The 24,298-nt window shown below is 37.7% G+C and carries 21 protein-coding genes and 1 other RNA gene; 12 read left to right on the forward strand and 10 right to left on the reverse strand.

The window, feature by feature from the left end:
• Position 1 precedes the first annotated feature (1 nt).
• From AC07WY_RS00440 to lpxA, 4 genes are read left to right on the forward strand one after another with little or no spacing between them, the layout of a single operon-like run.
• Positions 2 to 487 (forward strand): OmpH/Skp family outer membrane protein, encoded by a 486-nt coding sequence (locus tag AC07WY_RS00440; RefSeq protein ID WP_004822135.1) that lies wholly within the window; start codon positions 2 to 4, stop codon positions 485 to 487.
• Between the two features lie 3 nt (positions 488 to 490).
• On the forward strand, positions 491 to 1,561 hold the full coding sequence (gene lpxD / locus AC07WY_RS00445) for a UDP-3-O-(3-hydroxymyristoyl)glucosamine N-acyltransferase (RefSeq protein WP_262086306.1): 1,071 nt from the start codon (positions 491 to 493) through the stop codon (positions 1,559 to 1,561).
• Between the two features lie 2 nt (positions 1,562 to 1,563).
• Positions 1,564 to 2,049, forward strand: a complete 486-nt coding sequence (gene fabZ, locus AC07WY_RS00450; RefSeq protein WP_004719745.1) for a 3-hydroxyacyl-ACP dehydratase FabZ — start codon at positions 1,564 to 1,566, stop codon at positions 2,047 to 2,049.
• Positions 2,046 to 2,834 carry an acyl-ACP--UDP-N-acetylglucosamine O-acyltransferase gene (gene lpxA, locus AC07WY_RS00455; protein ID WP_004822130.1) on the forward strand — a complete coding sequence of 263 codons (789 nt, stop codon included), beginning with the start codon at positions 2,046 to 2,048 and terminating at the stop codon, positions 2,832 to 2,834. Before fabZ ends, lpxA begins: the two co-directional genes overlap by 4 nt.
• Before the next feature lie 69 nt (positions 2,835 to 2,903).
• Here the strand turns inward: lpxA and AC07WY_RS00460 are convergent, their stop codons facing one another.
• Positions 2,904 to 3,761: a YbgF trimerization domain-containing protein gene (locus AC07WY_RS00460; RefSeq protein ID WP_419335680.1), complete on the reverse strand. Its 858-nt coding sequence runs from the start codon at positions 3,759 to 3,761 to the stop codon at positions 2,904 to 2,906.
• Between the two features lie 379 nt (positions 3,762 to 4,140).
• On the opposite strand from AC07WY_RS00460, the gene ffs reads away from it, so the two are divergent.
• Positions 4,141 to 4,237, forward strand: an RNA gene (gene ffs, locus AC07WY_RS00465) — signal recognition particle sRNA small type.
• Positions 4,238 to 4,605: 368 nt separating this feature from the next.
• Here the strand turns inward: ffs and AC07WY_RS00470 are convergent.
• The 3 genes from AC07WY_RS00470 to AC07WY_RS00480 form a co-directional block, all read right to left on the reverse strand.
• Positions 4,606 to 5,232: a regulatory protein RecX gene (locus AC07WY_RS00470; protein ID WP_494735470.1), complete on the reverse strand. Its 627-nt coding sequence runs from the start codon at positions 5,230 to 5,232 to the stop codon at positions 4,606 to 4,608.
• Between the two features lie 202 nt (positions 5,233 to 5,434).
• Positions 5,435 to 6,865: a class I adenylate-forming enzyme family protein gene (locus AC07WY_RS00475; RefSeq protein WP_494735471.1), complete on the reverse strand. Its 1,431-nt coding sequence runs from the start codon at positions 6,863 to 6,865 to the stop codon at positions 5,435 to 5,437.
• Between the two features lies 1 nt (position 6,866).
• The gene (locus AC07WY_RS00480) at positions 6,867 to 7,715 is read right to left on the reverse strand and encodes an SDR family NAD(P)-dependent oxidoreductase (protein ID WP_419335650.1); all 849 of its coding nucleotides are present in this window, start codon (positions 7,713 to 7,715) and stop codon (positions 6,867 to 6,869) included.
• A 208-nt stretch (positions 7,716 to 7,923) separates the two neighbouring features.
• On the opposite strand from AC07WY_RS00480, the gene AC07WY_RS00485 reads away from it, so the two are divergent.
• The 3 genes from AC07WY_RS00485 (at position 7,924) to AC07WY_RS00495 (ending at position 12,550) form a co-directional block, all read left to right on the forward strand.
• Complete coding sequence (locus AC07WY_RS00485) at positions 7,924 to 9,030, forward strand: lysophospholipid acyltransferase family protein (protein ID WP_419335649.1); 1,107 nt, start codon at positions 7,924 to 7,926, stop codon at positions 9,028 to 9,030.
• Between the two features lie 36 nt (positions 9,031 to 9,066).
• Positions 9,067 to 9,903 (forward strand): phosphatase PAP2 family protein, encoded by an 837-nt coding sequence (locus AC07WY_RS00490; RefSeq protein WP_419335648.1) that lies wholly within the window; start codon positions 9,067 to 9,069, stop codon positions 9,901 to 9,903.
• Positions 9,904 to 10,030: 127 nt separating this feature from the next.
• Complete coding sequence (locus AC07WY_RS00495; protein ID WP_419335647.1) at positions 10,031 to 12,550, forward strand: PEP/pyruvate-binding domain-containing protein; 2,520 nt, start codon at positions 10,031 to 10,033, stop codon at positions 12,548 to 12,550.
• Between the two features lie 246 nt (positions 12,551 to 12,796).
• Here the strand turns inward: AC07WY_RS00495 and recA are convergent, their stop codons facing one another.
• From recA to AC07WY_RS00510, 3 genes are all read right to left on the reverse strand, one after another.
• Entirely contained in the window at positions 12,797 to 13,840 is a 1,044-nt protein-coding gene (gene recA, locus AC07WY_RS00500; protein WP_262086227.1) for a recombinase RecA, read from the reverse strand.
• A gap of 159 nt (positions 13,841 to 13,999) precedes the next feature.
• Complete coding sequence (locus tag AC07WY_RS00505) at positions 14,000 to 14,440, reverse strand: RNA-binding S4 domain-containing protein (protein ID WP_004719756.1); 441 nt, start codon at positions 14,438 to 14,440, stop codon at positions 14,000 to 14,002.
• Positions 14,424 to 15,143 carry an HAD-IA family hydrolase gene (locus AC07WY_RS00510; protein ID WP_419335646.1) on the reverse strand — a complete coding sequence of 240 codons (720 nt, stop codon included), beginning with the start codon at positions 15,141 to 15,143 and terminating at the stop codon, positions 14,424 to 14,426. Before AC07WY_RS00510 ends, AC07WY_RS00505 begins: the two co-directional genes overlap by 17 nt.
• A gap of 234 nt (positions 15,144 to 15,377) precedes the next feature.
• Here AC07WY_RS00510 and AC07WY_RS00515 point away from each other — a divergent pair, with 234 nt between their 5' ends.
• The 4 genes from AC07WY_RS00515 (at position 15,378) to AC07WY_RS00530 (ending at position 21,184) form a co-directional block, all read left to right on the forward strand.
• Positions 15,378 to 15,620 (forward strand): hypothetical protein, encoded by a 243-nt coding sequence (locus AC07WY_RS00515; protein WP_419335645.1) that lies wholly within the window; start codon positions 15,378 to 15,380, stop codon positions 15,618 to 15,620.
• A 274-nt stretch (positions 15,621 to 15,894) separates the two neighbouring features.
• Positions 15,895 to 16,746: a 3'(2'),5'-bisphosphate nucleotidase CysQ family protein gene (locus AC07WY_RS00520; RefSeq protein ID WP_494735472.1), complete on the forward strand. Its 852-nt coding sequence runs from the start codon at positions 15,895 to 15,897 to the stop codon at positions 16,744 to 16,746.
• A gap of 375 nt (positions 16,747 to 17,121) precedes the next feature.
• Positions 17,122 to 17,850 carry a histidine phosphatase family protein gene (locus AC07WY_RS00525; protein WP_151802373.1) on the forward strand — a complete coding sequence of 243 codons (729 nt, stop codon included), beginning with the start codon at positions 17,122 to 17,124 and terminating at the stop codon, positions 17,848 to 17,850.
• Positions 17,851 to 18,277: 427 nt separating this feature from the next.
• On the forward strand, positions 18,278 to 21,184 hold the full coding sequence (locus AC07WY_RS00530) for a M66 family metalloprotease (protein WP_419335644.1): 2,907 nt from the start codon (positions 18,278 to 18,280) through the stop codon (positions 21,182 to 21,184).
• 113 nt (positions 21,185 to 21,297) lie between these two features.
• Here the strand turns inward: AC07WY_RS00530 and AC07WY_RS00535 are convergent, their stop codons facing one another.
• The 3 genes from AC07WY_RS00535 to AC07WY_RS00545 form a co-directional block, all read right to left on the reverse strand.
• A complete protein-coding gene (locus tag AC07WY_RS00535; protein WP_419335643.1) occupies positions 21,298 to 21,822 on the reverse strand; it encodes a protein tyrosine phosphatase family protein in 525 nt (174 codons plus the stop codon).
• A gap of 74 nt (positions 21,823 to 21,896) precedes the next feature.
• A complete protein-coding gene (locus tag AC07WY_RS00540) occupies positions 21,897 to 22,988 on the reverse strand; it encodes a 3-deoxy-7-phosphoheptulonate synthase (RefSeq protein ID WP_004719768.1) in 1,092 nt (363 codons plus the stop codon).
• 143 nt (positions 22,989 to 23,131) lie between these two features.
• Complete coding sequence (locus tag AC07WY_RS00545; protein ID WP_034615589.1) at positions 23,132 to 24,010, reverse strand: sulfite exporter TauE/SafE family protein; 879 nt, start codon at positions 24,008 to 24,010, stop codon at positions 23,132 to 23,134.
• Positions 24,011 to 24,298 lie beyond the last annotated feature (288 nt).

Genomic DNA, 24,298 nt, shown 5'->3' on the forward strand with positions numbered 1-24,298 from the left:
GATGAAAACAATGAAAATGGCCATTATGGGCTTAGGCTTGGGTTTTGCTGGATTGGTTCAAGCGGCTGGTTTTGGTGTAGTTGATCTAGAAAAAGTTGTAGAAAGTAGCACCTACTTAAAGCAACAGAATGCAAGTTTAGAACAATCGGTTAAACCGCAAACAACAAAGCTTGAACAAATCACCAAAGATATTGAAGCGTTGAAACAAAAAGCACAGGCTCAAGGTGCAAATGTTCAGCAAATTAATGCGCAATACCAAGCAAAAGTGAATGAATTCCAAACGATTCAGCAAGGTGTTCAGGCGAAAGTGCAGAGCACAATTCAAAACACCAATGCAACTTTTGAGGCTCGTGTAAAGCAAGCTGCTGAACAATTGCGCCAAGAAGCTGGATTAGACTTTGTTTTGAATAAAAATTCAGCACTTGCTTATGACGCAAAGAGTGATTTAACTGCTAAAATAATCCAAAAGGTTAATGCAATTAAATAATCAATGAAATCAAATCGTTTTCATCTCGATGAATTAGCTCAGCTTGTACAAGGTGAGCTAATTGGTCAAGCCAATTTTGTTTTAGATGGGCTTGCAAGTTTAGAACACGCGCAATCCAATCATATTTCTTTTGTAAATAACGACAAATATTTGAATGAAGCTCAAAACTCTAAAGCTGGCGCTTTGATTGTCACGGCAGAGTTAAAAGAACAGCTTACAAATTGCCAGAATTTTATTGTTGTTGCCAATCCCTATCTTGCTTTTGCGATTTTAACCCATCAATTTGAAGTTAAAGTAACTCAACGGGGTATCGAAAGTACTGCGCAAATCTCTCCCTCAGCAATTATTGCAGATGATGCTTATATTGGTCATTATGTTGTGATTGGTGATGATTGTGTGGTGGGTGCAAATACAGTTATCCAATCGCACAGCAAAATTGATGATGGTGTTGAAATTGGCAAAGACGGTTTTGTCGATTCTCATGTGACCATTACAGGCCAAACAAAAATTGCAGATCGTGTTCGGATTCATTCCAATACTGCAATTGGTGGAGAGGGCTTCGGTTTTGCACCTTATCAAGGAAAGTGGAATCGTATTGCTCAATTGGGTTCTGTACGTATCGGAAATGATGTACGTATAGGTTCAAATTGTAGTATTGATCGTGGTGCTTTGGACGATACAATCATTCATGATGGTGTCATTATTGATAACCTTGTGCAAATCGCCCATAACGTGCAAATTGGCGAGAATACTGCCATTGCAGCCAAGTGTGGTATCGCGGGTAGTACGATTATTGGCAAAAACTGTGTTCTTGCAGGTGCTGTTGGCATCGTTGGGCATATAAAAATCACGGATAATGTCACAATTACTGGAATGTCAATAGTCACAAAAAGTATTTCTGAAGCAGGTTCTTATTCTTCAGGTACTGGACAGTTTGAAACAAATCATTGGAAAAGAACGGTTGTGCGCTTAAGACAATTAGCAGATGTGCCATTGACCAAACTGGTGAAACAAATAGATCATATGCAGGCTCAAATTGAGTCCATTGAATCAACTTTAAAGTCGCGTAAATAATTATGACTGAGTCTAAATCTCTACCTTTTACGGTTCCTGAATTACCAATGCAAACCCAAACGATTCGCGAGTATTTGCCACATCGTTATCCATTTTTGCTTGTCGATCGTGTAACTGAAGTTACAGAGAATGGGATTGTAGGATACAAAAACGTTTCAATTAATGAAGAATTTATGCAGGGTCATTTCCCTGGCTATCCAATTATGCCGGGTGTTTTGATCGTTGAGGCGATGGCACAAGTTTCTGGTGTGCTTGGTTTTATCATGAATAATGAAAAGCCAAGACCAGGTTCTTTGTTCTTATTCGCTGGTGCTGAAAAAATACGATTTAAAAAACAAGTCGTACCAGGTGACCAACTCGTGCTAAAATCTGAATTACTCATGCAAAAACGTGGCATTTACAAGTATTTATGTACTGCCAGTGTTGACGGCGTGGTAGCAGCAACCGCTGAAATTATCATTTCTCATCAGAAATTAGAGCAGGCATGAGCAGTAACGACTTAATCCACCCAACCGCTATTATTGACTCTTCTGCAGTGATAGCACCAGATGTCCAAATAGGGCCATATTGTATTATTGGTCCACAAGTGACGATTGGTGCTGGTACCAAACTTCACTCACATGTTGTGATTGGAGGCTATACACGTATTGGTGAAAATAACGATATTTTCCAATTCGCAAGTGTAGGTGAAATTTGTCAAGATTTAAAATACCAAGGTGAAGAAACTTGGTTAGAAATTGGCGACAACAACAAAATCCGTGAACATTGCAGCTTACATCGTGGCACTGTTCAAGATCGAGGCCTAACCAAAATAGGAAGTAATAACCTATTGATGGTGAATACGCATATTGCACATGATTGTTTGATTGGAAATAACAATATTTTTGCAAATAATGTCGGCATCGCTGGCCATGTTCACATTGGCGATTTCGTCATTGTGGGCGGGAACTCAGGTATCCATCAATTCTGTAAGATTGATTCTTATAGTATGATTGGTGGTGCATCACTGATTCTTAAAGATGTTCCTGCTTATGTCATGGTTTCAGGCAACCCTGCGCATGCCTATGGTATGAACGTTGAAGGGATGCGTCGTAAAGGTTGGTCTAAGAATGTGATTCAAGGCTTAAGAGAGTCGTTTAAATTGATCTATAAAGAGAATTTAACCACTGAACAAGCGATTGAAAAAATTCGTCAAGAGATCCTTCCAGAAGTTGAAGAAGTCCAGTTATTGATTGATTCAGTATTAGAATCTAAGCGCGGTATCGTGCGTTAATTGTTAAAAATATCAATAAAAAATGCCTCTATTGAGGCATTTTTTTGGTCTAAATTGTGAATAAGCGGATTAACCTTTTTTGAAAAAACCTGCTTCTTCTGATTTAGGGTAGGTGCTTAACAGTTTACTTTTATAGACATTTGCAGTTTGTGTATTCTTATTGACATCTTTGGCAATACTATAAAGTTGGTATAAAGCACGCGGTGCTTTAGACGAGTTTGGAAATTTAGCTGCCACGATTTCATAGTTTTTCTTGGCTTCATTATAATTTGGTGGATCAATTGCCAATTGGAACTCTGCTAACCAAAAATAAGCATTTCCAGTATAAATGCTGTTTGGGTAGTTTTTAATAAAGTTTTGCATAGGGGCGATGGCTTGTTTTGCACCGCCTTTTTTATAGGCATCTAAAGCAATGGTATAAGCTGCTTTTTCCAGTGCAACAGGATCACTGGTATTGTTGCTACTGTTAGCTGTTGTTGCTGGATTTTGAGCTGTTGTTGCTGCCGGGCTATTCGTTGTAGCTTTGCTTGCAGTGGTTGTTTGATCGGTTGCGGTTGAACTATCGACAGGTGCATTTTCAGCAGGTGCTTGTTCTGGTTGATTGTTTTCAGGTTCAAGTTTCTGATTGAGCAATTCAAGACGCTGATCTAAATCGGTATAGCGGTTGGTGAGTTCTTTGTTTAGTTGATCAATGGCATGATCTTGTTCTTCAATCTTGCCACGTAATTCACGAATTTGATTTTCTAATTGTTGATTCTTTTGTATTAAATCCCAATTCATATTTCCAGCAATGGGTGCTGGTGAATTCGCTACATCATTTCGAGATGATGCAGTATCACTTAATCCACGAGATTCTATAGGGATTGCATATAAAGATGCTGAACTGAGTAAGGCAATAGAAAACAGGGCATGCTTTTTTAGCATAATTTAAAATCCATCAAAGTCAAAATTTCTCAAATAGACTGATATGGGCTATTTGAAAATCAATAATTGTTATCATTAAAAACGGCTAGGGGCGGAATTGCAAGATGCTTTTACAATCTTCAGCTAATTCTAATGCAATATGAAGCTTTTTTGTATTTTAACGCCTGCAATCTATAAAGTTGCGCTGAGGTAAATTCAGTAAAATATTGACTGATGCTTGATAAGTTTAATGAGCTATTGAAAAGAAAAGTTAGAATTACTGTTAAAAATTAACCATATTGATGATGAAATAAGCAAACGAATGAATAACTTGAGAAAATCACAATGTTAGGCTTGAAAGAAAATTAAAAATCTCTATACTCTGTTCTTGCAATGGTAGCCCTGCTGGTGGTTTCGCAATTGTACTCTGAAAACCCCGCCAGGACCGGAAGGTAGCAACGGTATCAGAAATATGATGTGCCGAGATTTTGCTAGTAGGGCTGCCACCAGATATCTAAATCTACCAATAATAACTCAATATATCCATTCGATTTATATCCTGCATTTTAAAACCATCTCTGCTATTTAATTCCTAAAAAATTTATATTCTCAATCTTTAGACTATCTTATTTAATTCAACCATCATTTTTTAGTCGTGACTAAAGATCTATCACCCTTATTGAGCTTATATTGAAAATACGCGTATAGTTTTATGGATGAATGAAATGATAGTTTGCACAGTGCTAAAAGATATTGGATCTGCTTAGAATTTATAAGAAATCAAAAGTGAGAAGGGAATTCTATCAATAGATTTTCAGCCTACCTTTTTAATGAAAAGTTGATTTTGAATTGTATCGACTGATCATTATCAATCATCACTTGGCTTTTTTGAAATTGCTTTCATAATCGCATCCATTTCAAAACCACGATATTGTAAAAAGCGAATTTGTTTGGCTTTAATTTTTGGATCTTTACTGACCTCTGTACCATATTTTTTAACTTTCAATTGATAGGCTTGTTCATACCAATCAATTTCTGCAATATCCTCTTGTACTAAGGCTCTATCCAGTTGTTTTGCGCGTAAAGCCAGTTTGATTCGATTCGGGCCTTTACCTCTACGGACTTGGCTACGCACAGTCATTTCTGCCACACGTTGGTCACTTTGGTAGTTATTCGCTGACAACTCATCAACTAAAGTTAAAACCTCCTCTCGGCTCTGCGCATAGGTCATCAGCTTTTCAGTTAGATCAGCTTTGGAATATTCTTTTCGAGTCAACACCGCAAAAGCATAAGAACGCAAACGTGTACCGGTTAAGCCCTGCGGTTTGGGTGCAAGATCCTGTTCCGCATTAAAGGCGTGTTCATCATTTACAATGCCAGATTCATGTCCTGCAGGTTGAGATGTAGAATGTTGATACGCTGTTGTTTCCTGTTCACCAAATTGCTGTTTGAGTTTTTGGTAATCTAACAATTTGGGAAATTTTGCTTGGCTCATAACTATTGATAACAATCTATTTATTTCAGAGATAAACACTAGTTTAGCTTTAATTCATTTTTTTAACAGTGCAAATGCTATACGGATGAATTTTCCTCCGCCTAAATAGTAAAGAATCTAAACCAGTATAAGAGGGAAAGATAAACAGATATCAGGATTTAAATTTTTACTTAAAATGCTTCATGTCGAAGCTTAATAACGTCTAAACAGGTTTACCGATACTGTCCGTTTCTATTCGATCAATGATTCGAATTAATTTAGGGCGAAGGTTGCGAGGAGTTTGGCTGCTAATCCATAATTGTAATTCTTCAATATTGAGTACCTGATTGAGAATAATATCTACGGCCAAGCATTGTCCAAGATCAGCATCATCTATAGCATAAGCGCGTGCAAATTTGATTGCGCTATGGGTATATAAAATATTTTCCAAATCAATCGGGTAAACATTTACTCCACCGCAAATTAACATATCATCAGAGCGACCTTTTAAATAATAATAACCTTCAGCATCTTGTACGGCTAAATCACCGCACTGTAGCCATTGATTTGGTGTAATTGACCAAGCACATTTGCTCCATAAAATACCGATATTGCCATTTTCTAAAGGCTGACCTGTAGAATCGGCAATTTTAATTTGTACACCTTGAATTGCTTTTCCAATGCTTTCAGGATTTCGTTTTAAATCAGCTGTTGTTGCCAAGAGGTTAATTCCACTTTCAGAGCTGCCATAGAGATTGAACAGTTGTATCTGAGGATAGTGCTGTAGGGCGTGTTTGACTAAATTCGCACTTAAAGGCGCGCTACCTGTAATGATGTATTGTACTGAGCACAGAGGAGCGTTCAGTTCAATTAAACGGTATAAAATAGTGGGCACTAAGTTTAAACAATCAATTTGATAGTGTTTAATCAGTTGTTTGGCTGATTGCGGATCAAAACGTTTTTGCAAAATCACAGTTTTATGAAAGCTCAGCGCCATCAAACTCGCAGTTAAACCTGCCGCATGGCAGAGCGGTGTCATCACAAAAATTTGCTTAATTTTAAAAAAATTTAGTTTTCTGAGCATGAGGTCTAACAAAGGTAAACTTTGTAGTGGTTTAGATTGCCTTGTCGCAACTTTAGGAATTCCTGTTGAACCAGAAGAACAGACACTTATTTTATTAAAATAAGTCGGTTTTATACGAAATTTCTGCTGGGTACTTGGTGCAGGAATAAGCGTAAAATTTTGGATATTGAGTGGAGTAAATACGTCTAAACTGCCAATAAGATGTAGTTGTCTCTGCTCAATTAAAGCTTGAAGTTTATGCTGTACGAGGCTGGGGTTAACGATAATGATATCTTTACCTAAACGGCTTAGTGCAAACAAGGCCGCCAAGCTATCTAGGTCTTGTTGCATCATTAAACCAATTTGTTGCGGAAGTTGCTTTGGATTATGGGGGTTTTGCCATTCACAAATAAGTTGGTCAGTTCTACATTTTAATTCTAAAAAGCTAATTTGATGAGCATCAATAATAAATGCTGTTTTATCTTTTTGAATACGTGTCTGTGCATCTAAAATACTATATAAATGAATACCATGTTGAATAGTGCTATAACATAAACTTATGCACCATCTTAACCAAAAGATCCATTTCATCTTATAACTTTCGCTTGAGTAAATGTTTATAGAAATAATAAATCGGTGTGATCAACAATATTGAACCAATCTGTGCAAGCCCTAACCACCACGGTTGCCATTGTCGTTTACGATAAATTAGGCATGTAAGAATCGCTTGAGCAGCGTCTTTTGCTTGCATCGCTGGCATTTGCTGATATTGTTTGGTGGGTAAAATCATTCGTGTACGAACTAAGGGCAAGTAGACTAAGCCTGCGTGTACTTCATGAACCACCAATTCTGGTTGAATGGCAAGAATCCACTGTTGCATTGCGGTTTTCGAAGCTTGATAGGTTGACCAAAATGGCGGGGCAAATAGTTTGGCATTGATGGTTGAAACCACAATAATTTGTCCTTGCTTGTGTTTTAAATCAGCTAACAATAAACGGGTAAGTTGGGCTGGGTTGATATAGTTAATCGCAATGGTTCGATTGATATCCTGTGGGCGATCCAAGCTATCCCAAACAGAGCGCTGAATTGATTTTCCTGCATTATGGACCAATACATCAATCTGAATATTGCGTGCTTTTAGGCTTTGAAAAATATCTTCTGCGACATCGGATTGATATAAATCTGCGCAGATGATTTCAATATGGCATGAATAAGATTCTAATTCACTTTTGAGTTGTATAAGTTTATCTGTGCTACGTGCAATCAGCACAAGCGTGCATTGTGTATTAGATAACAGCCTTGCACATGCTTCACCAATCCCAAAACTTGCCCCTGTAATTAAAATGGTTTTATTTTGAAAGTGTCGTTGAATGGTATTGTTATGCAGAGAAGGCGATTGAAAGAATAATTTTTCAGATATTATTTTAAGAATTTGCGACATGAGGTTAAATTTTTAAGTAATTTGCTATGATTTATAACCTAAAAGACAGAAAAATGACAATGTAAGTAATAAACAGTGATTGCAGAATCGTTATGCTGTTGTTAGGATGTTTTTTTAATCGATTTAAAAATAAATAAAAATATACTTTATTTAGAAGTGCTTAGAAAAAATTAATGAGCAAACTTAGACGATATTAAAGGAATATAGCTTGAAAAAACTTTCATTTTGGCATGTGGGTTTAGCTCGCTTAATCACTGGATTTTATTTTTCCAAGATCCATGTGATTGGAGAACATGCTTCAAAGCCGACTTTATATATCGCAAGTCATCGTAATGGTGCAACTGATGGGCAGGTCTATACATGGGCAATTGATAAAACCCCTTCATTAATTTCGATTCAAATGTTACGAAAATGGTTTCTAAGACTCATCTTTGATGGGATTGCTGTGGTGCGTCCACAAGATACACAGCGATATAAAATTTCACATGATTCGGTTGCTTCGCCTATACAAATTGCAATTCAACAGCTAAGTTCAGGTGGTTCACTGTGTATCATGCCAGAGGGCTCGAGTGAGTGGCGAGAAAAACCCGAAGCTTATAAAGAAGGTATGGCGCGTATTGTAAAGCAGCTTAAGCTGAGTCAAATTGATTTTGTTGTGCAATCTATGGGGGTATTTTATACCAAGCCTGATGGATTTCGTAGTCAAGTGAGTATTGTTTTTGGCTCAGCATTTATGCCACAAGAAAGTACAGTTGATGGTATTTTTATGGAAATGTCTGAGCGATTGAATGATGTATCTGTAAACTGTCAAAGCGTTCAACAGTTTAATCAGATTCAGGCAATGGCTTGGAATCGCATTAAACATCTCGGACCATCCATACAGTTAGAATCACAACAACATCAAACACAGGATTATGGGGAATTATTTTTAGCGTTGCAGTCCAAAGCAAAACACAATGATTTATCCGTCAACTCCGCTGTAAACCTTGAAATCAAAAAGTTGCTAAATCCTACAAGAAAAATTCTAAACCCTATGATTAAAATCCTATTTTTTATTGGCTTTTTCCCTACAGTACTCTTTGCACTACTGGCTCAAAAAGGGGCTGATGGTCGTAATAATGTCACTTTTTTTAGATTACTGGGCGGTTTTTATGGTTCAATTTTGACCTGTATTTTATGGATAGTTGGATTATTTACTGTTCCTGTTTATAGCATCATGATCATTTTATTGGGTTGGATAGGTTGGTATTTTTACCCAGAACCAGAACCTATTACATTAACTACGAGATGCTTAAATAAAGATATGATCAATTAAAATTCTATAAATATATTTTAACTACAAGGAAAATAAATGAAAAAAACAATCTCAGCGGCATATTTAATAATTTTATTCATATTAATTTCATTGGCTGCAGTCGGTATGATCCGTTCAGCACAATATCAAAGTTTAGCTTTGTTTTTTATTGTGAGTGTCTTGTGGTTGGTGAGTGTCTATTTATATTTCAAAAAAACCAATTGGCCTTGGTATGGATTATTGCTTTTTTTATTATCATGGGGAGTATTCCCACTCATGACACTGATCTCAAAATTTGTATTGCCATGGTCTGCCGATGCTTTATTGCATAATATCGATCAGCATATTTTTTTCGGAAAAATCCTTGTTGATTATTTTCATTATGAAAGTTATCCATTACTCGCAGATATCATTTCATCTTGCTATTTTTTCTTTTATTTTCTGGTATTGGGGAGTGTCATTTTATATACCGTTAAAAGACAGTCTATAGCAGGTCAGGTATTTTTCAACTCAATCATTTTGCTCTATAGTATTGGTTTTGTTGGTTATATTTTATTTCCTGCGAGCGGGCCAGCATTTACAGTTGCACCGCAAATTGGTGGTGGTGGCCCGATTACACAGATGGTGACTAAAAGTGTAAATCAGGGGGTGACAGGAATGGATGTCTTTCCAAGTCTACATACCGCAATTTCAATTTTTATTGTTGGCTATTTACACCAAACGGGTTTTAAAAGGATCAGTTTGATTCTATCTCCGATTATTCTTGGAACCATCTTTGCAACTATTTTATTACGTTATCACTATGGTATAGATGTCATATTTGGCATTATTTTAGCAGTAATCGTATTGAAGCTTAGTCAAAAATGGCTCAATCATACGGCGTATACAGTATGAATTGCAGTAGCGGAGGGGGATGTGAATTTAAAGTAAATTGAATCGTGATCATTTTTGATTGAATTTAAATTTTTTATATAACCAGAAGATGATGAACAAAAGTTAAAATTTAAAAGGGTGCATTAAAATGAAAAATACCAGAGCGGAATATCAGCGAGAGCAGAAAGCAATATTGCTACCGTTACAACAATTTGAAGATATTGATGTTACCCAAGTTGGAGGCAAAGGCGCAGGATTAATTCGCTGTCAGCAAGCGGGCTTGCCTGTACCAGAGGCTTATATTATTCCAGCATCAGTGTATACAGAATGGTTTAGCCCTTTTAAACAAAATATTCAACACCTCCTCGTTGATACACATACTGCACAGGAAAAAAGTAGCGCTGTACGTGAATTCCTAGCAAAACAAATATTGCCACAAGCTTTAATAGAAAATCTTATTGATTTACAAAGCCGTTTGACGGATACCTTTTTTGCTGTCCGTTCATCAGGCAGTGCAGAAGATTTGCCAGGTGCAGCCTTCGCAGGTTTACACGATACGATTCTAAATGTTCATGGAATTGATCGCTTACAGCAAGCAGTTTTACAATGTTGGTTATCGTTGTGGAATACTGAAGTGATTGTCTATCGTGAGCGTTTGGGAATCGCTGATGACACGATTAGTATGGCTGTAGTTGTACAGAAGATGGTAAATGTTCAGATCAATGATGCAGCAGGTGTGGCATTTTCTATAGACCCTGTAGGTGAAAATATAGAACATGTTTTGATTAATTCTGCTTTTGGTTTAGGTGAAACCGTGGTGGCAGGAGAGTACGAAGTTGATGAGTTTAGAGTGGACCATGAGGGTCAAATCAGTGCTGAATTTATTGCGACGAAGTCACATGCGTTGGTTCGGCAATTAGGCCAATCTACTACAGTTTTATTATCAGCTGAACAACAAAATCAACGTTCTTTAAGTGCTGAACATGCAAAGCGAGTTGCAGCGCTGGCGAGACAAGCAGAGCAATTCTCAACATTTCCACAGGATATTGAGTGGGCTTTTGAAGGTGAAACACTTTATATTCTACAGTCACGACCTGTGACGCGTTTTGCACCTAAATGGACTCGAGATGAGTCTGCAGAACGGTTCCCAAATCCTGTTACTCCTCTGACTTGGCAGTTGTGTGAGACAGGTTTTCATACCTCATTGAATTATTCATTTCGCTTGATGGGGCTACCGCCATTTCATGATAAATGGTTTGTAGTGAAAGATAATTATGTTTATGGAAATCAAAATGCAGTCCGTGTTTATGCAGGACGTATGCCGATCGCAGCATTAAACACACCAGAAAAATTTGCTCAATTTATTGAATCAGGTGGTTTATGGCAATTTACTTGGATCAGTGAGTTACCCACTCGCTGGATGAATGATTTAGATTCTTATCTATTGGCAATAGGGCGTTTTAATCATATCGACTATCAATATAAATCCATAGAAGAGTGTTGGGATTTACTTCAACAAATTAATAGATTAGGGACTGAATACTTCTTACCGAATATTGCAATTTCATTGACTCAAAATTTACTTTATCAGACTTTACGTGCAGTGTTGGTACAGTTTGAAGGTGACAATGCGCAGCATATTTTTGATTTATTGATTTCAAATACTGAAACCAAGACAGGTATAGTTAATCAGGCGATGTGGCAAATTTCACGCCAGTTACGTGAATATGAAGCATTATGTACCACTGCTTTTAATGATGTGCAGAGCTTAGAACTTGCCTTGCAAGATTATCCAAAAATTCAACAGGTATTTAATCAGTTCCTGACACAACACGGACATCGTGAAGTTGATTTTGATGCTTATCAACCAACATGGGTGGAAGTACCGCATATTGTCTTTGCACAAATTCAGATGATGGCAAAACAGGATGAGGATCATCATAAAGCAACCTATTGGCAAAAGCGTGACAGCATGCTTGCAACTGAGTTGGCTTTATTAAAAGCTGTACCTGAAACGTTTAGATTCTTTTTACAAGAGTTGATTCGTTTAGTTCGTACTTATACTGCTTTGGATGATATTGAGCATTATCATACAACACGTTTAACGATTCCTTTCCGTAAAGCAGCCCATGAAATTGGTATTCGTCTTGTAAATTATGGTGCTTTGGATGATGCATGGGATGTGTTCTTTATTCCGCCTGAGAGTTTACAACAAGCAATTGAAGATAAAGATTTTAGCCAAATACGTAGCATTGCTATTGCACAAAAAGCACAGTATCTCGCTGCTCAACAAAAAACAGCTGAATGGGTTTATGGTGAAAATAATGATTTTATGGAACAAGGAGGCAATGTTCGTAAAGGTTTAGGTGGAAGTTCAGGACAAACCGAAGGCGAGGTATATGTCATTACAGACCCAAATCAGTTTATTCATTTTCCACAAAATGCCATATTAGTCGCAAAAACGACTAATCCAGCGTGGACGCCTTTATTTTATCAAGCCAAAGGTGTCATTACTGAAAGTGGGGGGCCACTATCACATGGTGCTGTAACAGCACGAGAATTAGGCATTCCTGCGGTAATGAGTATCCATGGCGCATGTAGTTGGTTGAAAAATGGTGATCGTGTCAAAATTGATGGTCAAACAGGTATGGTGATTTTAGAGGAATAGAATCATCTGGATTTAAAGGGCATTGATTAGGCTATCTTTGATAGGTTCTTTTTAAAATCATAGATCAACATAAAATCCCCCTCATCCTAGCCTTCTCCCGAGGGGAGAAGGGACTTTCAATATCAATATGATTGATTTGAAATGATCATATTTTGGTTTATCGAATAAGATCTATTAGCGTTTATGATGCGATATAAAAACAAAAAGCACCATGAGGTGCTTTTTGTTGAGCTTTAAATATGTAGATTACACATCTAAAAAGTCAGGCTCTTCTTCTTTCTCTTCTGCTGGTGCAGCATTGGCAGTAGTCAAAAGCTTTTCACGAATCATACGATCAAGATCTTGAGCCAATTGAGGGTTTTCCTCTAAATGTCGAATGACATTGTTTTTACCTTGACCGATTTTGTCGCCTTGATATGAGTACCAAGCCCCTGCTTTTTGTACAAGTTCTTGTCCAACTGCAAGATCAACCAATTCACCTAAGTGGTTTACACCTTTTCCATACATAATTTGGAAAAGTGCTTCACGGAAAGGAGGCGCCATTTTGTTTTTTACAACTTTGACTTTGGTTTCAGAACCTACAATTTCATCGCCTTCTTTAACTTGTCCAATACGACGAATATCTAAACGTACAGAAGCATAGAACTTCAATGCGTTACCACCAGTTGTGGTTTCAGGGCTACCAAACATCACCCCAATTTTCATACGAATCTGGTTAATAAAGATAACCATACAGTTTGAACGCTTGGCATTACCTGTGATTTTACGTAAAGCTTGGCTCATCAAACGTGCTTGTAGACCCATGTGAGAGTCACCCATTTCGCCCTCGATTTCGGCTTTAGGGGTTAACGCTGCTACAGAATCGACAACGATCATATCAATTGCACCTGAACGAACCAACATGTCTGCGATTTCAAGTGCTTGCTCACCATTATCTGGCTGTGAAACTAAAAGGTTGTCTATATCTACCCCAAGTTTACGTGCATATTGTGGATCTAAAGCATGTTCCGCATCAATAAAGGCACATGTTCCACCTGCTTTTTGGCATTGTGCAATGGCTTGTAGTGTCATTGTCGTTTTACCAGAAGATTCAGGACCGTAAATTTCAACGATACGACCTTTTGGTAAGCCCCCAATACCCAATGCAATATCAAGTGTTAAAGAGCCTGTAGAAACCGCTTCAACCGCTTGAACAGTGTTATCACCTAAACGCATCACTGTGTTTTTACCAAATTGTTTCTCAATTTGGCTCAGTGCCGCATTCAGTGCCTTGCTTTTGTTATCATCCATCTCGTAAACCTCAAACGATGTAATATCACTAATATCTTAAGTGGATGTCATTAAATTTGATCTTTCGTCCACGGCAGTAATAGTGACAGAAAATAAAAAATGGTTCTATATTAAAAAACATTAGTACGACATAAGATGTCGTACCCAACCTAAACGAATTCAGTCATCATCATAGGACCAAGATTGGTCAAATTGTTGATCATTTTCTTGTTTAAATTTGCTAATTTGTCGTCGATCTTTTTTACTTGGTCGATGATCAGGGCGCGCTAGATTATGCAATTTTCTTTGGGATGAAATCAACTCTCTACGTGCCACACTCACCTCAGTTTCTTCATAAAGTTGTTGGGCAATCGGTGCGCCGCCACGAACAACGGAGAGTGCTTTAATCACTACCGTTTTACGATCAAAACCTTGTTGTATGGTGAGCTCCATTCCAACACGAATCTCTTTTGAGACTTTAACACGCTCATTATTATGATGAACTTTACCACCCTCGATTGCATCTTTGGCAATAGAGCGTGTTTTAAAAAAACGAGCAGCCCAAAGCCATTTGTCTACACGCATTGTTTCAAGTTGTTGTTTCTCAGGCTGTTTTGACATCGACATCCTTATGTTCTAAATCTGTTGACGGTAAATTTGCTAACGCTACGTTTTTCAGTAAAGGTAAAAGCTCAGTTAAATGATTGATTGCAGGGTATTCCAATTCTAATTGATGACGTGAAGCACGACCACTGGAAGGTTGGGTAATCGTGATTAAGTGCGCTATACCAAACTTTTCAGCACCTTTTAATACAGGGATGGTGTCATCCACGAAACATGCATTTTGTGGATCAAATGGATGCTTTTTCTGCAGGATTTGCCAAAACTCAATAAACTCTTTGGAATAGCCAATTTCTTCACTACTGATCATTACTTCAAAATAAGGGCTGAGATCAACATTTTCAAGTTTAAGTTTTAAGCCAGAACAATCTGCATTGGTCAGTAACCAACAACGATAACCTTGTGCTTTTAATTGTTTTAATAATTCAAAACAGCCCATTCTTGGGGTGATTTTATCTTTAAAATCATATTGTAACTGTAAGACATCAACCCCAACTTTTTCAGACCAGTATTTTGAAGAATACCAGCAGAGGGTATGATTATGTTGTTGATAAAATGCATTTAGAATGCTCTGACTGTGCTCTAAACTACATTGATGGGTTTCTGCATGCCGTTCAGGGAGTTTTGTGTTCCAGATCAGATCATCAAAAGCTAAATCAAGGAGTGTGCCGTCCATGTCAAAAAAGATGATCGGTTTTTGCATTCAAGGAACTCCAAAGTTTTTTAAAGTTTAACAAAGACTCTATGATCGTGTAAATTTTAATAAGATAAATGTGAGATGATGAGCTGGAAAACTTGCCATTTGCGGATTTCTTTTATTCATCACTATTCGCTTAACTATGCTCTCAAAATTTGATCCAACTACATATATTATAATTTAAAGCGTTAGATCTAAATGCTATAACACTTAGATCCAAACGATATAGATGAGACTTAAATGAACATATTAGATACGATAAATTCTGAATTACATCAAGCAGCGATGCTATTAGATAATATTTCAGGAAAAATCCAAGAAGCACCAGAATTAGAAAATCGGCAAAATATTTTGCTTATTGGCAAAGCGCTCAGTCATATTTTTGAACTGCAAAAAAATATACATGAACATAGACCCGATTTAAAAAATATTCATAAACAAAACAACGATTCAAATTCAAAGCATCTGAAGTCTGAATTTTAAAGTTGTAATTAATTCTATAAAGACAATTAATGAAAACAATATGTTATTGGTTAATTCATCCATATTAAAAATGGATTTCATTAGATAAAGTTTCAAATAGGTTGAATAGACTTGGACTAAGCTAAATTGAATCAAAATCTATAAGTCTATATAGTGTTCAAAAGCATATTTAATCTCAGGATATTTATTAATTAAAAGCTATTGTTTTCATGCACTCAACATAAAAAAATGGTAGGCTTGTGGACAAAAATCAGACATCCTACAGGTCGGATCAATGTTTATTACCACTCAAGCACCACAAGATGAACAAATTTTAAAATTAGTTCCAGTTTTGGCATCTGCAAGTCAGATCTTGCTCGAGGAATACCAAAATTATTGTGCTGGAAATGCGTTTAATATTGATAAAAAGGATGATCAGTCGCCTGTTACCCAAGCTGATTTAAAAGTGAACGCCTATTTAATTGAGCAATTGGCGAAAATCACTCCTGAAATTCCAGTGTTATCAGAAGAGAGCGATTATTCTCAACGACATACATGGAATATCTGCTGGATGCTGGATCCTTTGGATGGAACCAAAGAATTTATTCATGAACGTGATGAATTTACGATTAATTTAAGTTTAATTCACAATCATCAAACCATATTTTCAATCATTGCTGTACCGACAGAGCAAGTGATGTATTTGGGATATTTAACAGAATTGCCTTATAAATATTGCTTTATTCATCGTACTTGGGAACGTTATTGCAAGTTTAAAGCTGTAGAGGAAGATGCAATTCAAATTGGACTAAGCCATAGCAGTAAAAATCCAAAGTATCAGCAATATATTGATTATATTGAACAAGAATCGCCTGTCATTAGACGCGAGGCGGGCAGTGCCTATAAGTTTTGTATGATGTTTGAAGGCGAAATTGATATTTATCCAAGATTTCATCCAACCTCTGAGTGGGATACCAGTGCAGGACAAGGATTATTGGAAAGTATTGGTGGCGGGTTACTGAGTTTAGCTGCGGTACCATTTACCTATAATCAACGTGATACCGTGTTGAATGATGGATTTATCGCATTTCGGAATGTCGAAAATAAAGAAATTGCTTTAGAAGCATTAAGCAATGTGAGCTTTTAATCTGATATACATATGCATTTTATAGATAATTTAACACTTTGATATTGGGTCTGTTGACAATTCGTCTATGTTTGCGACTACGTGTGTTTTTTAGGCGATACTAGGCACGAAATACGAAATTTAGTCATTCTAAATAAGTAGTTCGTAACGACGTAACGGCAAAAAACACGCTAGTCCCGAAGGGTTGTGGCTAAAATTATCTCAGCCTACGTTATGAAACTCGAAAATAGTCTCGCTATTCTCCTCGTTTCCTGCCTTGCCTGCTCAATTTTAACCTACAACGCAAGCCATTTATGAAATGTTAACAGACCCTAGATTGAGCGCTTGGCTGCATATGTTATAGTAAGCTTGTATAAAAATGAGTTTTAAGTTGATATGGCCTTAGATTTATTGCCGAACAGTATGCTAAAAGCAATAGATTTATTGCCCGATGCGAAAACACCTGTAACCTTATTCACGCGTCATTCAATTCGTGAGGTTGTGAATGGGCAGGGGCTGGCAGGCTATGATCTGCAATTAACTTCCCAAGGTCGTGATTTAGCCCAAGCTTGGGGCTGTTATTTGATTGAAAATACGGATCGAGTGATCCAACATTGTATTTCAAGTCCCATTCAGCGTTGTGTCGATACCGCGGCTTTGATGATTCAAGGCGCTGACGGAATTTCTCCTTACCCGAATACCCATCATATCGAAATTGTAGAAAAGGGCTTATTGGTTGAGCCGGGAAGCTTTGTGCTGGATATTAAACAGGCCGCTCCCTATTTTAGAGCACAAGGTGCTTTAGGTTTTATCAACAGTTTTGTAAATAATGCCTTACCTGGTATGAAGCATCCGATTACGGGTGTGGTGGATGTGCTTGAATTAATCTATGAAACACATCCTACGCTAAACAACGGTATTAGTTTGGCTGTGAGCCACGATACGATTCTTGCTGCAATTATTGCGGTGATTTCAAAACGTACCTATATCAGTCAAAGTGATTGGCCTGAGATGATGGAAGGTCTATTTGTTTGGTTTGAAGGCGAGCGTTTTGCAGATAGTCATTTGAAATGGATTTGGCGAGGCGAACGTGGTGAATTGTCGATACGAGAGTTTCAGCAATAGTTGCTTTTTAAATCCAAAAATAATTATGTTGAGCGAATCATATTGATATTGAAAGTTCCTTCTCTCTTTGTGTAGGCGATGCTTCATCTTGCACTACTAAATCTGTATCCCCTGCATACCCACACACAATGGGCGACACCAGTCGCCACGCGATAGCAATAGCATGTAAAAAGAAAAGTCTTAAGTTAGATGGTATTGCTAACACCATGTTGTAAGCAGACTTGGTGTGATTAAATAACAACCTGAAACTTAATTAATCCATAAGAGTAAAATTTAGAGCAATACGTCCTTTTTATATTTTTAAATAAAAATCACATGATTACAAACAATATGATATATTTAAATAATTGAAATATATAATTATTTTAATTTAATCTCAGAAACTAGGGATAGAGATAAGTCGTTATAAATATGGGGAAGATATGTGATGCAATTACGGTTTAAATATTTAACAATTTGTACGCTTTCAGCAATGCTTATCGCATGTGGGGGCGGTAGTGATAGCCATTCTACAAATGATCAGCCATCGAATATACCGCAAAACCCTGGCGATGGTACAAATGAGTTACCTGGAGATGGTACACCGGAAACCCCAGACAACGGTTCAGGTGGATCAACGGAGACTCCTCCTGAAAGTGGTTCAGGCGGTTCAAATGGTGGTACAACTCAACCTCCTGAGAATGGTTCAGGCGGCTCAAACGGTGGTACAACACAACCTCCTGAGAGTGGTTCGGGCGGTTCAAATGGTGGCACAACACCACCTGTAGTCGAAAAATATCCAGAACCAGTTAAAAATAAAATCTCAAGCAGTGTATTAGGCTTTTATGATTTTAATGCACAGGGTGGAAATCGCTTATTACGCAATGATTTAAATGGTAACTTTGCTGCAATGCTACAGTTTGCCCAAAGCCATGTGGTAAATCCGAAGAATAATGAACAGGATAAAATGCCGCGCTTAACCACGCAAAAAGATGCATTGTTGTTGGTTACACCTTTGGTTTCAATGGGTGATGTTGATAAATTACAAGCGGAAATTTATCAAGGTAACCAACTGATACGTACTGTAAATCTAAAAGAGCCTTCGCGTCTTGCTGCTTCCGATCAATCTAATCAGGATGATCGAGCGCGGGTGATGTACTCTAAACAGGCGTGGTCAGTAGCGTTAAAGTGGGATGAGGTACGTTCAGGATTATCCATCCGTATTATCGATCCTGTAAACAATCGTAGTGGTTCTTTAGCTGCGACAGATATTGATTTTGCTGCACCAGGCGAGTTGGTGGTGCAAAGTATTCGTTTAGGTTTATTGACAGATGCACCTAAATCCAATGGTCACTATATGCTGTTGGAACCTGAAAAAGCAGGAACCGATTATTTCCAAACTATCCCTGCTGCAAAAATGATTGTCAGCAAATACGATGAAATGAAGCTTAATCGGGTCATGGTTGCAAGTGGTGTCATTTACGATTCTGTCAGTGCAACAAATGGTGGTGTCTATGATGGAGATATGCGTGAAAACACCGCTAAATCGACATTTAGTGTTGGAATTAACTTAGCGAATTGGGGTGTCACCAGTTCATCGATGCAAAGCCAAGAGCAACCACAAGTGACTCAAAGTGTGGTGATTCATCATGCCAGAGGTAAATATGCCAATGGTGAGTCCAATCACGGCTTAAGTGGTGGAAATGGTATTTTGACATTGATTGATTCGGTGGGGAATGAATTTAGCCATGAAATCGGGCATCACTATGGTTTAGGGCATTATCCTGGCTCAGTCGAAACTAGTGGAAGTCCCACAAATTATTTCTGGTCTGCACACCATGCGGACAGCGGTTGGGGATACATTGCATTTCGAAATAAAATGCGTGGCAATTTAAATTGGGGCAATACCAATTTAGGTGATGGCAGTAATGGTGTACCAAACTTCCAAAATCTCTATGCCTATGGTTGGGATGCCATGAGTGGTGGATCTAGCGCTAGCTCGATTTCCAAATATACCCACTATACTGGTTATAGTATGTGGTTAAAAATTCAACCTGCTTTTGATAAATACGTGTGGGATCCAAACTCTACGACAGGTTATAAAAAATGGAATGCAGCAACACGTGAAATGGTAGATGCACAACCAAAAACACCAAACTCAGGCAATGTTTGGTATAACAGTGCTGATGGTAACTTTTTAAAACCACGTTTGTTTAGTGTGCCTGTTTATACGATTTTAGGTGGCTATGATCCAGTTAATCAGGTGGGAATCATTTATCCTGCGGCACGAGGTAATTGGGGCAATGTCTTTAATTTACCTCAGGCCAACACGGCTGGCACAGCTGCAAGTTGCTGGTTAAATGTGCAGTATGCCAACAAAGTAGAAAATATTGCACTTGCTCCACAACGGGTAAATTCAGGTAGCAATGCCAATAAGTTCCATATCAACCTTGCACAAAGTGATACGCCTCAAAATGTTGATCTTTACTGCCAAAAAGCAGGCCAGCAAGCAGTGAAATTGTCGAATATCAATATTCCAGTCACGACACAAGCAATGGCACCTTTTGTTTCTATTGGTAAAGAAGCAGAGTATTCGGCCTTAAGAACACTTGAAATGCCACAACTCGAACAAGCTTTGCTGAATAATAAAGGTAAAGAAGTAGTTAGCCTAGATGCGGATTCACGCTTATTATTTGACTCTTATCGTCAATTTAAAACTGAATTGTCAGCGGACGCGCAAACAGAAATGGTCCGTTATACCCAACAGCAAATTAAACTTTATCGTTTAAATCGTTGGATAAATGCATATCGAACTGATCTTGAAAGTGGCAATGTTGAAGCAATTGAGGCATTTAATCAGTTTGTGGCAAAGTTGGAATTAAGCAATGATTTCAATTTAAACCATGTTTCCAGCATTAAAAACGGGACAAATTGTCTAAAAGTTGAAACGCTGTCTAATGGCAAATTGAATGCTTATATCAGTGGTAAGAGCGGCTGCACGGGTGATGACACTGAACAGTGGATCTACGATGCAATGGGTAAAATCCACAGCAAAAAATATATGGATCAGTGTTTAGCCAATCAGGGTGGTGTGATTAATCTAAGCTCATGTAATCATGATGCAGCAAGCCAAGTGTGGGCGATGAATGCCACACTGCAACGTATCGAGCAAGGTTCAAAATGTTTTGATTTGGAATATGGTTATTTAAGCAATAACCGAGCGCGTTTGATTAGTTATAATTGCGGTACTGGTGGGAATCAAAAATGGACAAATCTTACTGCCAATAACAGTTTGATTTTGGCTGCAACCCGTGCTGAAAATTTAGCTTTGATCAAGCAACTATTGATCAAGTAAGCAAATCAAACATTAAGTTATCACAATAAAATAAGCGCCATAAGGCGCTTATTTTTGTTCATGTTGATGATTTTACTTAAATACATCAATGATTGAACTGTTGTTATGCTGGTTTAAGAAAACTGATCCGCATTCATCAAAGAGTGTTGTAAATCTTCAGTGGCTTTACGCCCTTGCAGTTGTAAGGTAACAGCATGTATTAAACCGGTCCAAGTTTCATTGGGTTCCCAAATTTGATGCATCAACTCTTGTGCGGTTGGCATATCGATATCCATATAATATTGGCGATATAAATACATCAAACAACTCACCCGCATATTTTTTGCACAATGTACCCAAACAATTTTTTCCTGTACCAAATGCGCGATCAAATCTAACACAAATAAGCATTGATCATCTGCTGGTGTATCCCAATGGATTGGAATTTGAATGTAGTTGAGCCCAAACTCAGCACAGATTTTATCTTCATGTTCAAGGTGTAAGCTGGCATCTGTAAATGCCAGATTGATGATTGTATCTACGCCGTATTCTTTAATCTGTTTCAGTTGTTCAGCACTCGGCTGACCTGAAGTCAGTAAATGTTCGTGGACAAACTGGAAGTTTGCGATTTGACAGAGTTCTTGTTCAAGTTCGTTCATAGCATTCTTACAGAAAATGTTTAATAACATCATAAACAAAAACGCCATCTATGTAGATGGCGTTTTTATATTAATTAACGATTTGGTAAAATTTCTTTTAAAGCTGCATCCATTTCCAGAAGCGCTTTTTCAGTGGTTTCCCAATCGATACAGCCATCAGTCACCGATTTACCATATTCTAAATCAGCCAGATTTTCAGGAATATCTTGGCGTCCACCTTTGATATGGCTTTCAACCATAATGCCGACAATAGATTTATTGCCATCTAAGATCTGTTCAGTGATATTTTTCAACACAAGCGGTTGTAAATACGGATCTTTATTCGAGTTGGCATGACTGGTATCAATCATGATTTTATTGCTGACTTTGGCTTTTGCTAACGCATTTTCCGCTTCAGCAACAGAGCCCGCATCATAGTTCGGTTTACCATTACCACCACGTAATACAACGTGTGCATAAGGGTTACCGCTGGTACGAATCACTGAAACTTGGCCTTCGTTATTTAAACCCAAGAAACTATGACCATGTTTAACAGACTGCATGGCATTGGTTGCAACGGTTAAACCACCATCTGTACCATTTTTAAAGCCTACAGGTGAAGAAAGACCAGAAGACATTTCACGATGCGTTTGGCTTTCCGTTGTACGTGCACCAATCGCAGACCATGAAATAAGATCTTGGTAATATTGTGGTGAGTTCGGATCAAGCGCTTCAGTCGCACAAGGTAAGCCTTTATCGTTTAACTCAAGCAATAGTTTGCGACCTAAACGTAGACCTTTTTCAATATTAAAAGAATCATTCATATCTGGATCATTGATCAAACCTTTCCAACCAACGGTTGTACGAGGTTTTTCAAAATAAACACGCATGATGATATATAAAGTATCTTTTACTTTTTCACTTAATACTTTTAAACGATTTGCATAATCATGTGCTGCAACAGGGTCATGAATAGAACAAGGGCCAATCACAACAAATAGACGTTTATCTTTACCATCTAAAATATTACGAACAGTTTCCCGACCATGAAGTACAGTTTGGTAGGCATTTTCATTTAATGGTAATTCAGCTTTAAGTTCCGCTGGGGTTACCAGCGTTTGAATGCTTTGGACATTCACGTCATCAATATCTGATTGAGTAATTGGATTTGAATTTAATGTATTCATTGCCGTCACTGGGTATTAGAAACATACAGAAAGTATTTTTAGTGGTCAGAATATAACACGAATTGGCCGAAGTTTTGTCATAAATAAATCATTAAAACTTTACGGTCAATTCATAATTATTAGTTATCAATAAAAGCTTAATTTTAAACCTGTGGTTGTTGGACGGATGGCGTCACCATTGCAGCCTGTGGTTTTTCTACAGGTTTGGATTTAACTGGGTTTAAGATAAAGTTAATACCCAAGGCAAATAGGGTGATCCCCAAAACCTTACGAATCATTTTTTCTGGCATTTTAGAACTGATCAAGGTCCCCACTACAATTGCAGGAATTGAGCCCACCAGTAACCATCCAAGCAGATGAAAATCTACATTGCCAGATGTCATATGTGCAAACCCAGCAACAGAGGTTAACAAAACAGCATGTACCACATCAGAACCAATGATACGAATCATCGGTAAATTTGGAAACATGAGGATCAGTGCCATGATACCAAATGCGCCAGCACCTACAGAAGAAAGGGTCACGAATACGCCCAGTACAATCCCCATAATCACAACATAAGTGCGTTTGCCTTCAATGTTGAAATTATTGGCTTCATGAAAATCTTGTTTTTCTGCACGAAATTTGGCAAAGAATTTTTCAATTCTAGAACGGAACACGATAGACAAGCCTGTTATGGTCAGCATAAAGCCTAACACCATGGTTAAAATGGCTTTGTAGTGCGTTGAACTGCTGAGGTAATTGTCTAAAACCCAATGGGTGATAAATGAAGCAGGGACACTGCCCAAGGCTAACCAGAGAACAATCGGCCAAACGATATTGAGTTTTTTAGCATGAACCATTGAGCCACAAAACTTAGAAATAGCCGCATAGAGTAGGTCTGTTCCGATTGCGATGTGTGGTTCTATTCGAAATAAACTAATCAGGATGGGGGTCATAAGAGAACCACCGCCTACACCAGTAATACCTACACAGAAGCCGACTAAAACGCCAGCTAGAATAAACTCAACAGGACCAAACATGACTTATATTGCCAGATATCAAAAAACAGGCATATCTTATGACTTTTTTGTATAAGTGGTTGTCTTGATTGTTGATTTGCTTATGCAAAAAAATGCTAAAGTCTTTTAACTTTAATGTAATGCAAGTTTTTATATCTATCTAATTGATTGTTATTCTAAATTTTGATTGGGTTATCTTTGATGGGTTGAAAAATGATCATTTGAATTGAATCATATTGGTATTGAAAGTTCCTTCTCCCACTGGGAGAAGGCTAGGATGAGGGTGCTTTTATGTCGATTTACGCTTTT

The sequence above is a fragment of the Acinetobacter sp. GW821-FHT01C12 genome (assembly GCF_059422625.1).

What these genes read in the sequence shown, in the direction of transcription:
- AC07WY_RS00440 (WP_004822135.1), top strand. Translation starts at nt 2, where the DNA reads ATGAAAACAATGAAAATGGCCATTATGGGCTTAGGCTTGGGTTTTGCT.
- lpxD (WP_262086306.1), top strand. Translation starts at nt 491, where the DNA reads ATGAAATCAAATCGTTTTCATCTCGATGAATTAGCTCAGCTTGTACAA.
- fabZ (WP_004719745.1), top strand. Translation starts at nt 1,564, where the DNA reads ATGACTGAGTCTAAATCTCTACCTTTTACGGTTCCTGAATTACCAATG.
- lpxA (WP_004822130.1), top strand. Translation starts at nt 2,046, where the DNA reads ATGAGCAGTAACGACTTAATCCACCCAACCGCTATTATTGACTCTTCT.
- AC07WY_RS00470 (WP_494735470.1), bottom strand. Translation starts at nt 5,232, where the DNA reads ATGAGCCAAGCAAAATTTCCCAAATTGTTAGATTACCAAAAACTCAAA.
- AC07WY_RS00475 (WP_494735471.1), bottom strand. Translation starts at nt 6,865, where the DNA reads ATGAAATGGATCTTTTGGTTAAGATGGTGCATAAGTTTATGTTATAGC.
- AC07WY_RS00480 (WP_419335650.1), bottom strand. Translation starts at nt 7,715, where the DNA reads ATGTCGCAAATTCTTAAAATAATATCTGAAAAATTATTCTTTCAATCG.
- AC07WY_RS00490 (WP_419335648.1), top strand. Translation starts at nt 9,067, where the DNA reads ATGAAAAAAACAATCTCAGCGGCATATTTAATAATTTTATTCATATTA.
- AC07WY_RS00495 (WP_419335647.1), top strand. Translation starts at nt 10,031, where the DNA reads ATGAAAAATACCAGAGCGGAATATCAGCGAGAGCAGAAAGCAATATTG.
- recA (WP_262086227.1), bottom strand. Translation starts at nt 13,840, where the DNA reads ATGGATGATAACAAAAGCAAGGCACTGAATGCGGCACTGAGCCAAATT.
- AC07WY_RS00505 (WP_004719756.1), bottom strand. Translation starts at nt 14,440, where the DNA reads ATGTCAAAACAGCCTGAGAAACAACAACTTGAAACAATGCGTGTAGAC.
- AC07WY_RS00510 (WP_419335646.1), bottom strand. Translation starts at nt 15,143, where the DNA reads ATGCAAAAACCGATCATCTTTTTTGACATGGACGGCACACTCCTTGAT.
- AC07WY_RS00515 (WP_419335645.1), top strand. Translation starts at nt 15,378, where the DNA reads ATGAACATATTAGATACGATAAATTCTGAATTACATCAAGCAGCGATG.
- AC07WY_RS00520 (WP_494735472.1), top strand. Translation starts at nt 15,895, where the DNA reads ATGTTTATTACCACTCAAGCACCACAAGATGAACAAATTTTAAAATTA.
- AC07WY_RS00525 (WP_151802373.1), top strand. Translation starts at nt 17,122, where the DNA reads ATGGCCTTAGATTTATTGCCGAACAGTATGCTAAAAGCAATAGATTTA.
- AC07WY_RS00530 (WP_419335644.1), top strand. Translation starts at nt 18,278, where the DNA reads ATGCAATTACGGTTTAAATATTTAACAATTTGTACGCTTTCAGCAATG.
- AC07WY_RS00535 (WP_419335643.1), bottom strand. Translation starts at nt 21,822, where the DNA reads ATGAACGAACTTGAACAAGAACTCTGTCAAATCGCAAACTTCCAGTTT.
- AC07WY_RS00540 (WP_004719768.1), bottom strand. Translation starts at nt 22,988, where the DNA reads ATGAATACATTAAATTCAAATCCAATTACTCAATCAGATATTGATGAC.
- AC07WY_RS00545 (WP_034615589.1), bottom strand. Translation starts at nt 24,010, where the DNA reads ATGTTTGGTCCTGTTGAGTTTATTCTAGCTGGCGTTTTAGTCGGCTTC.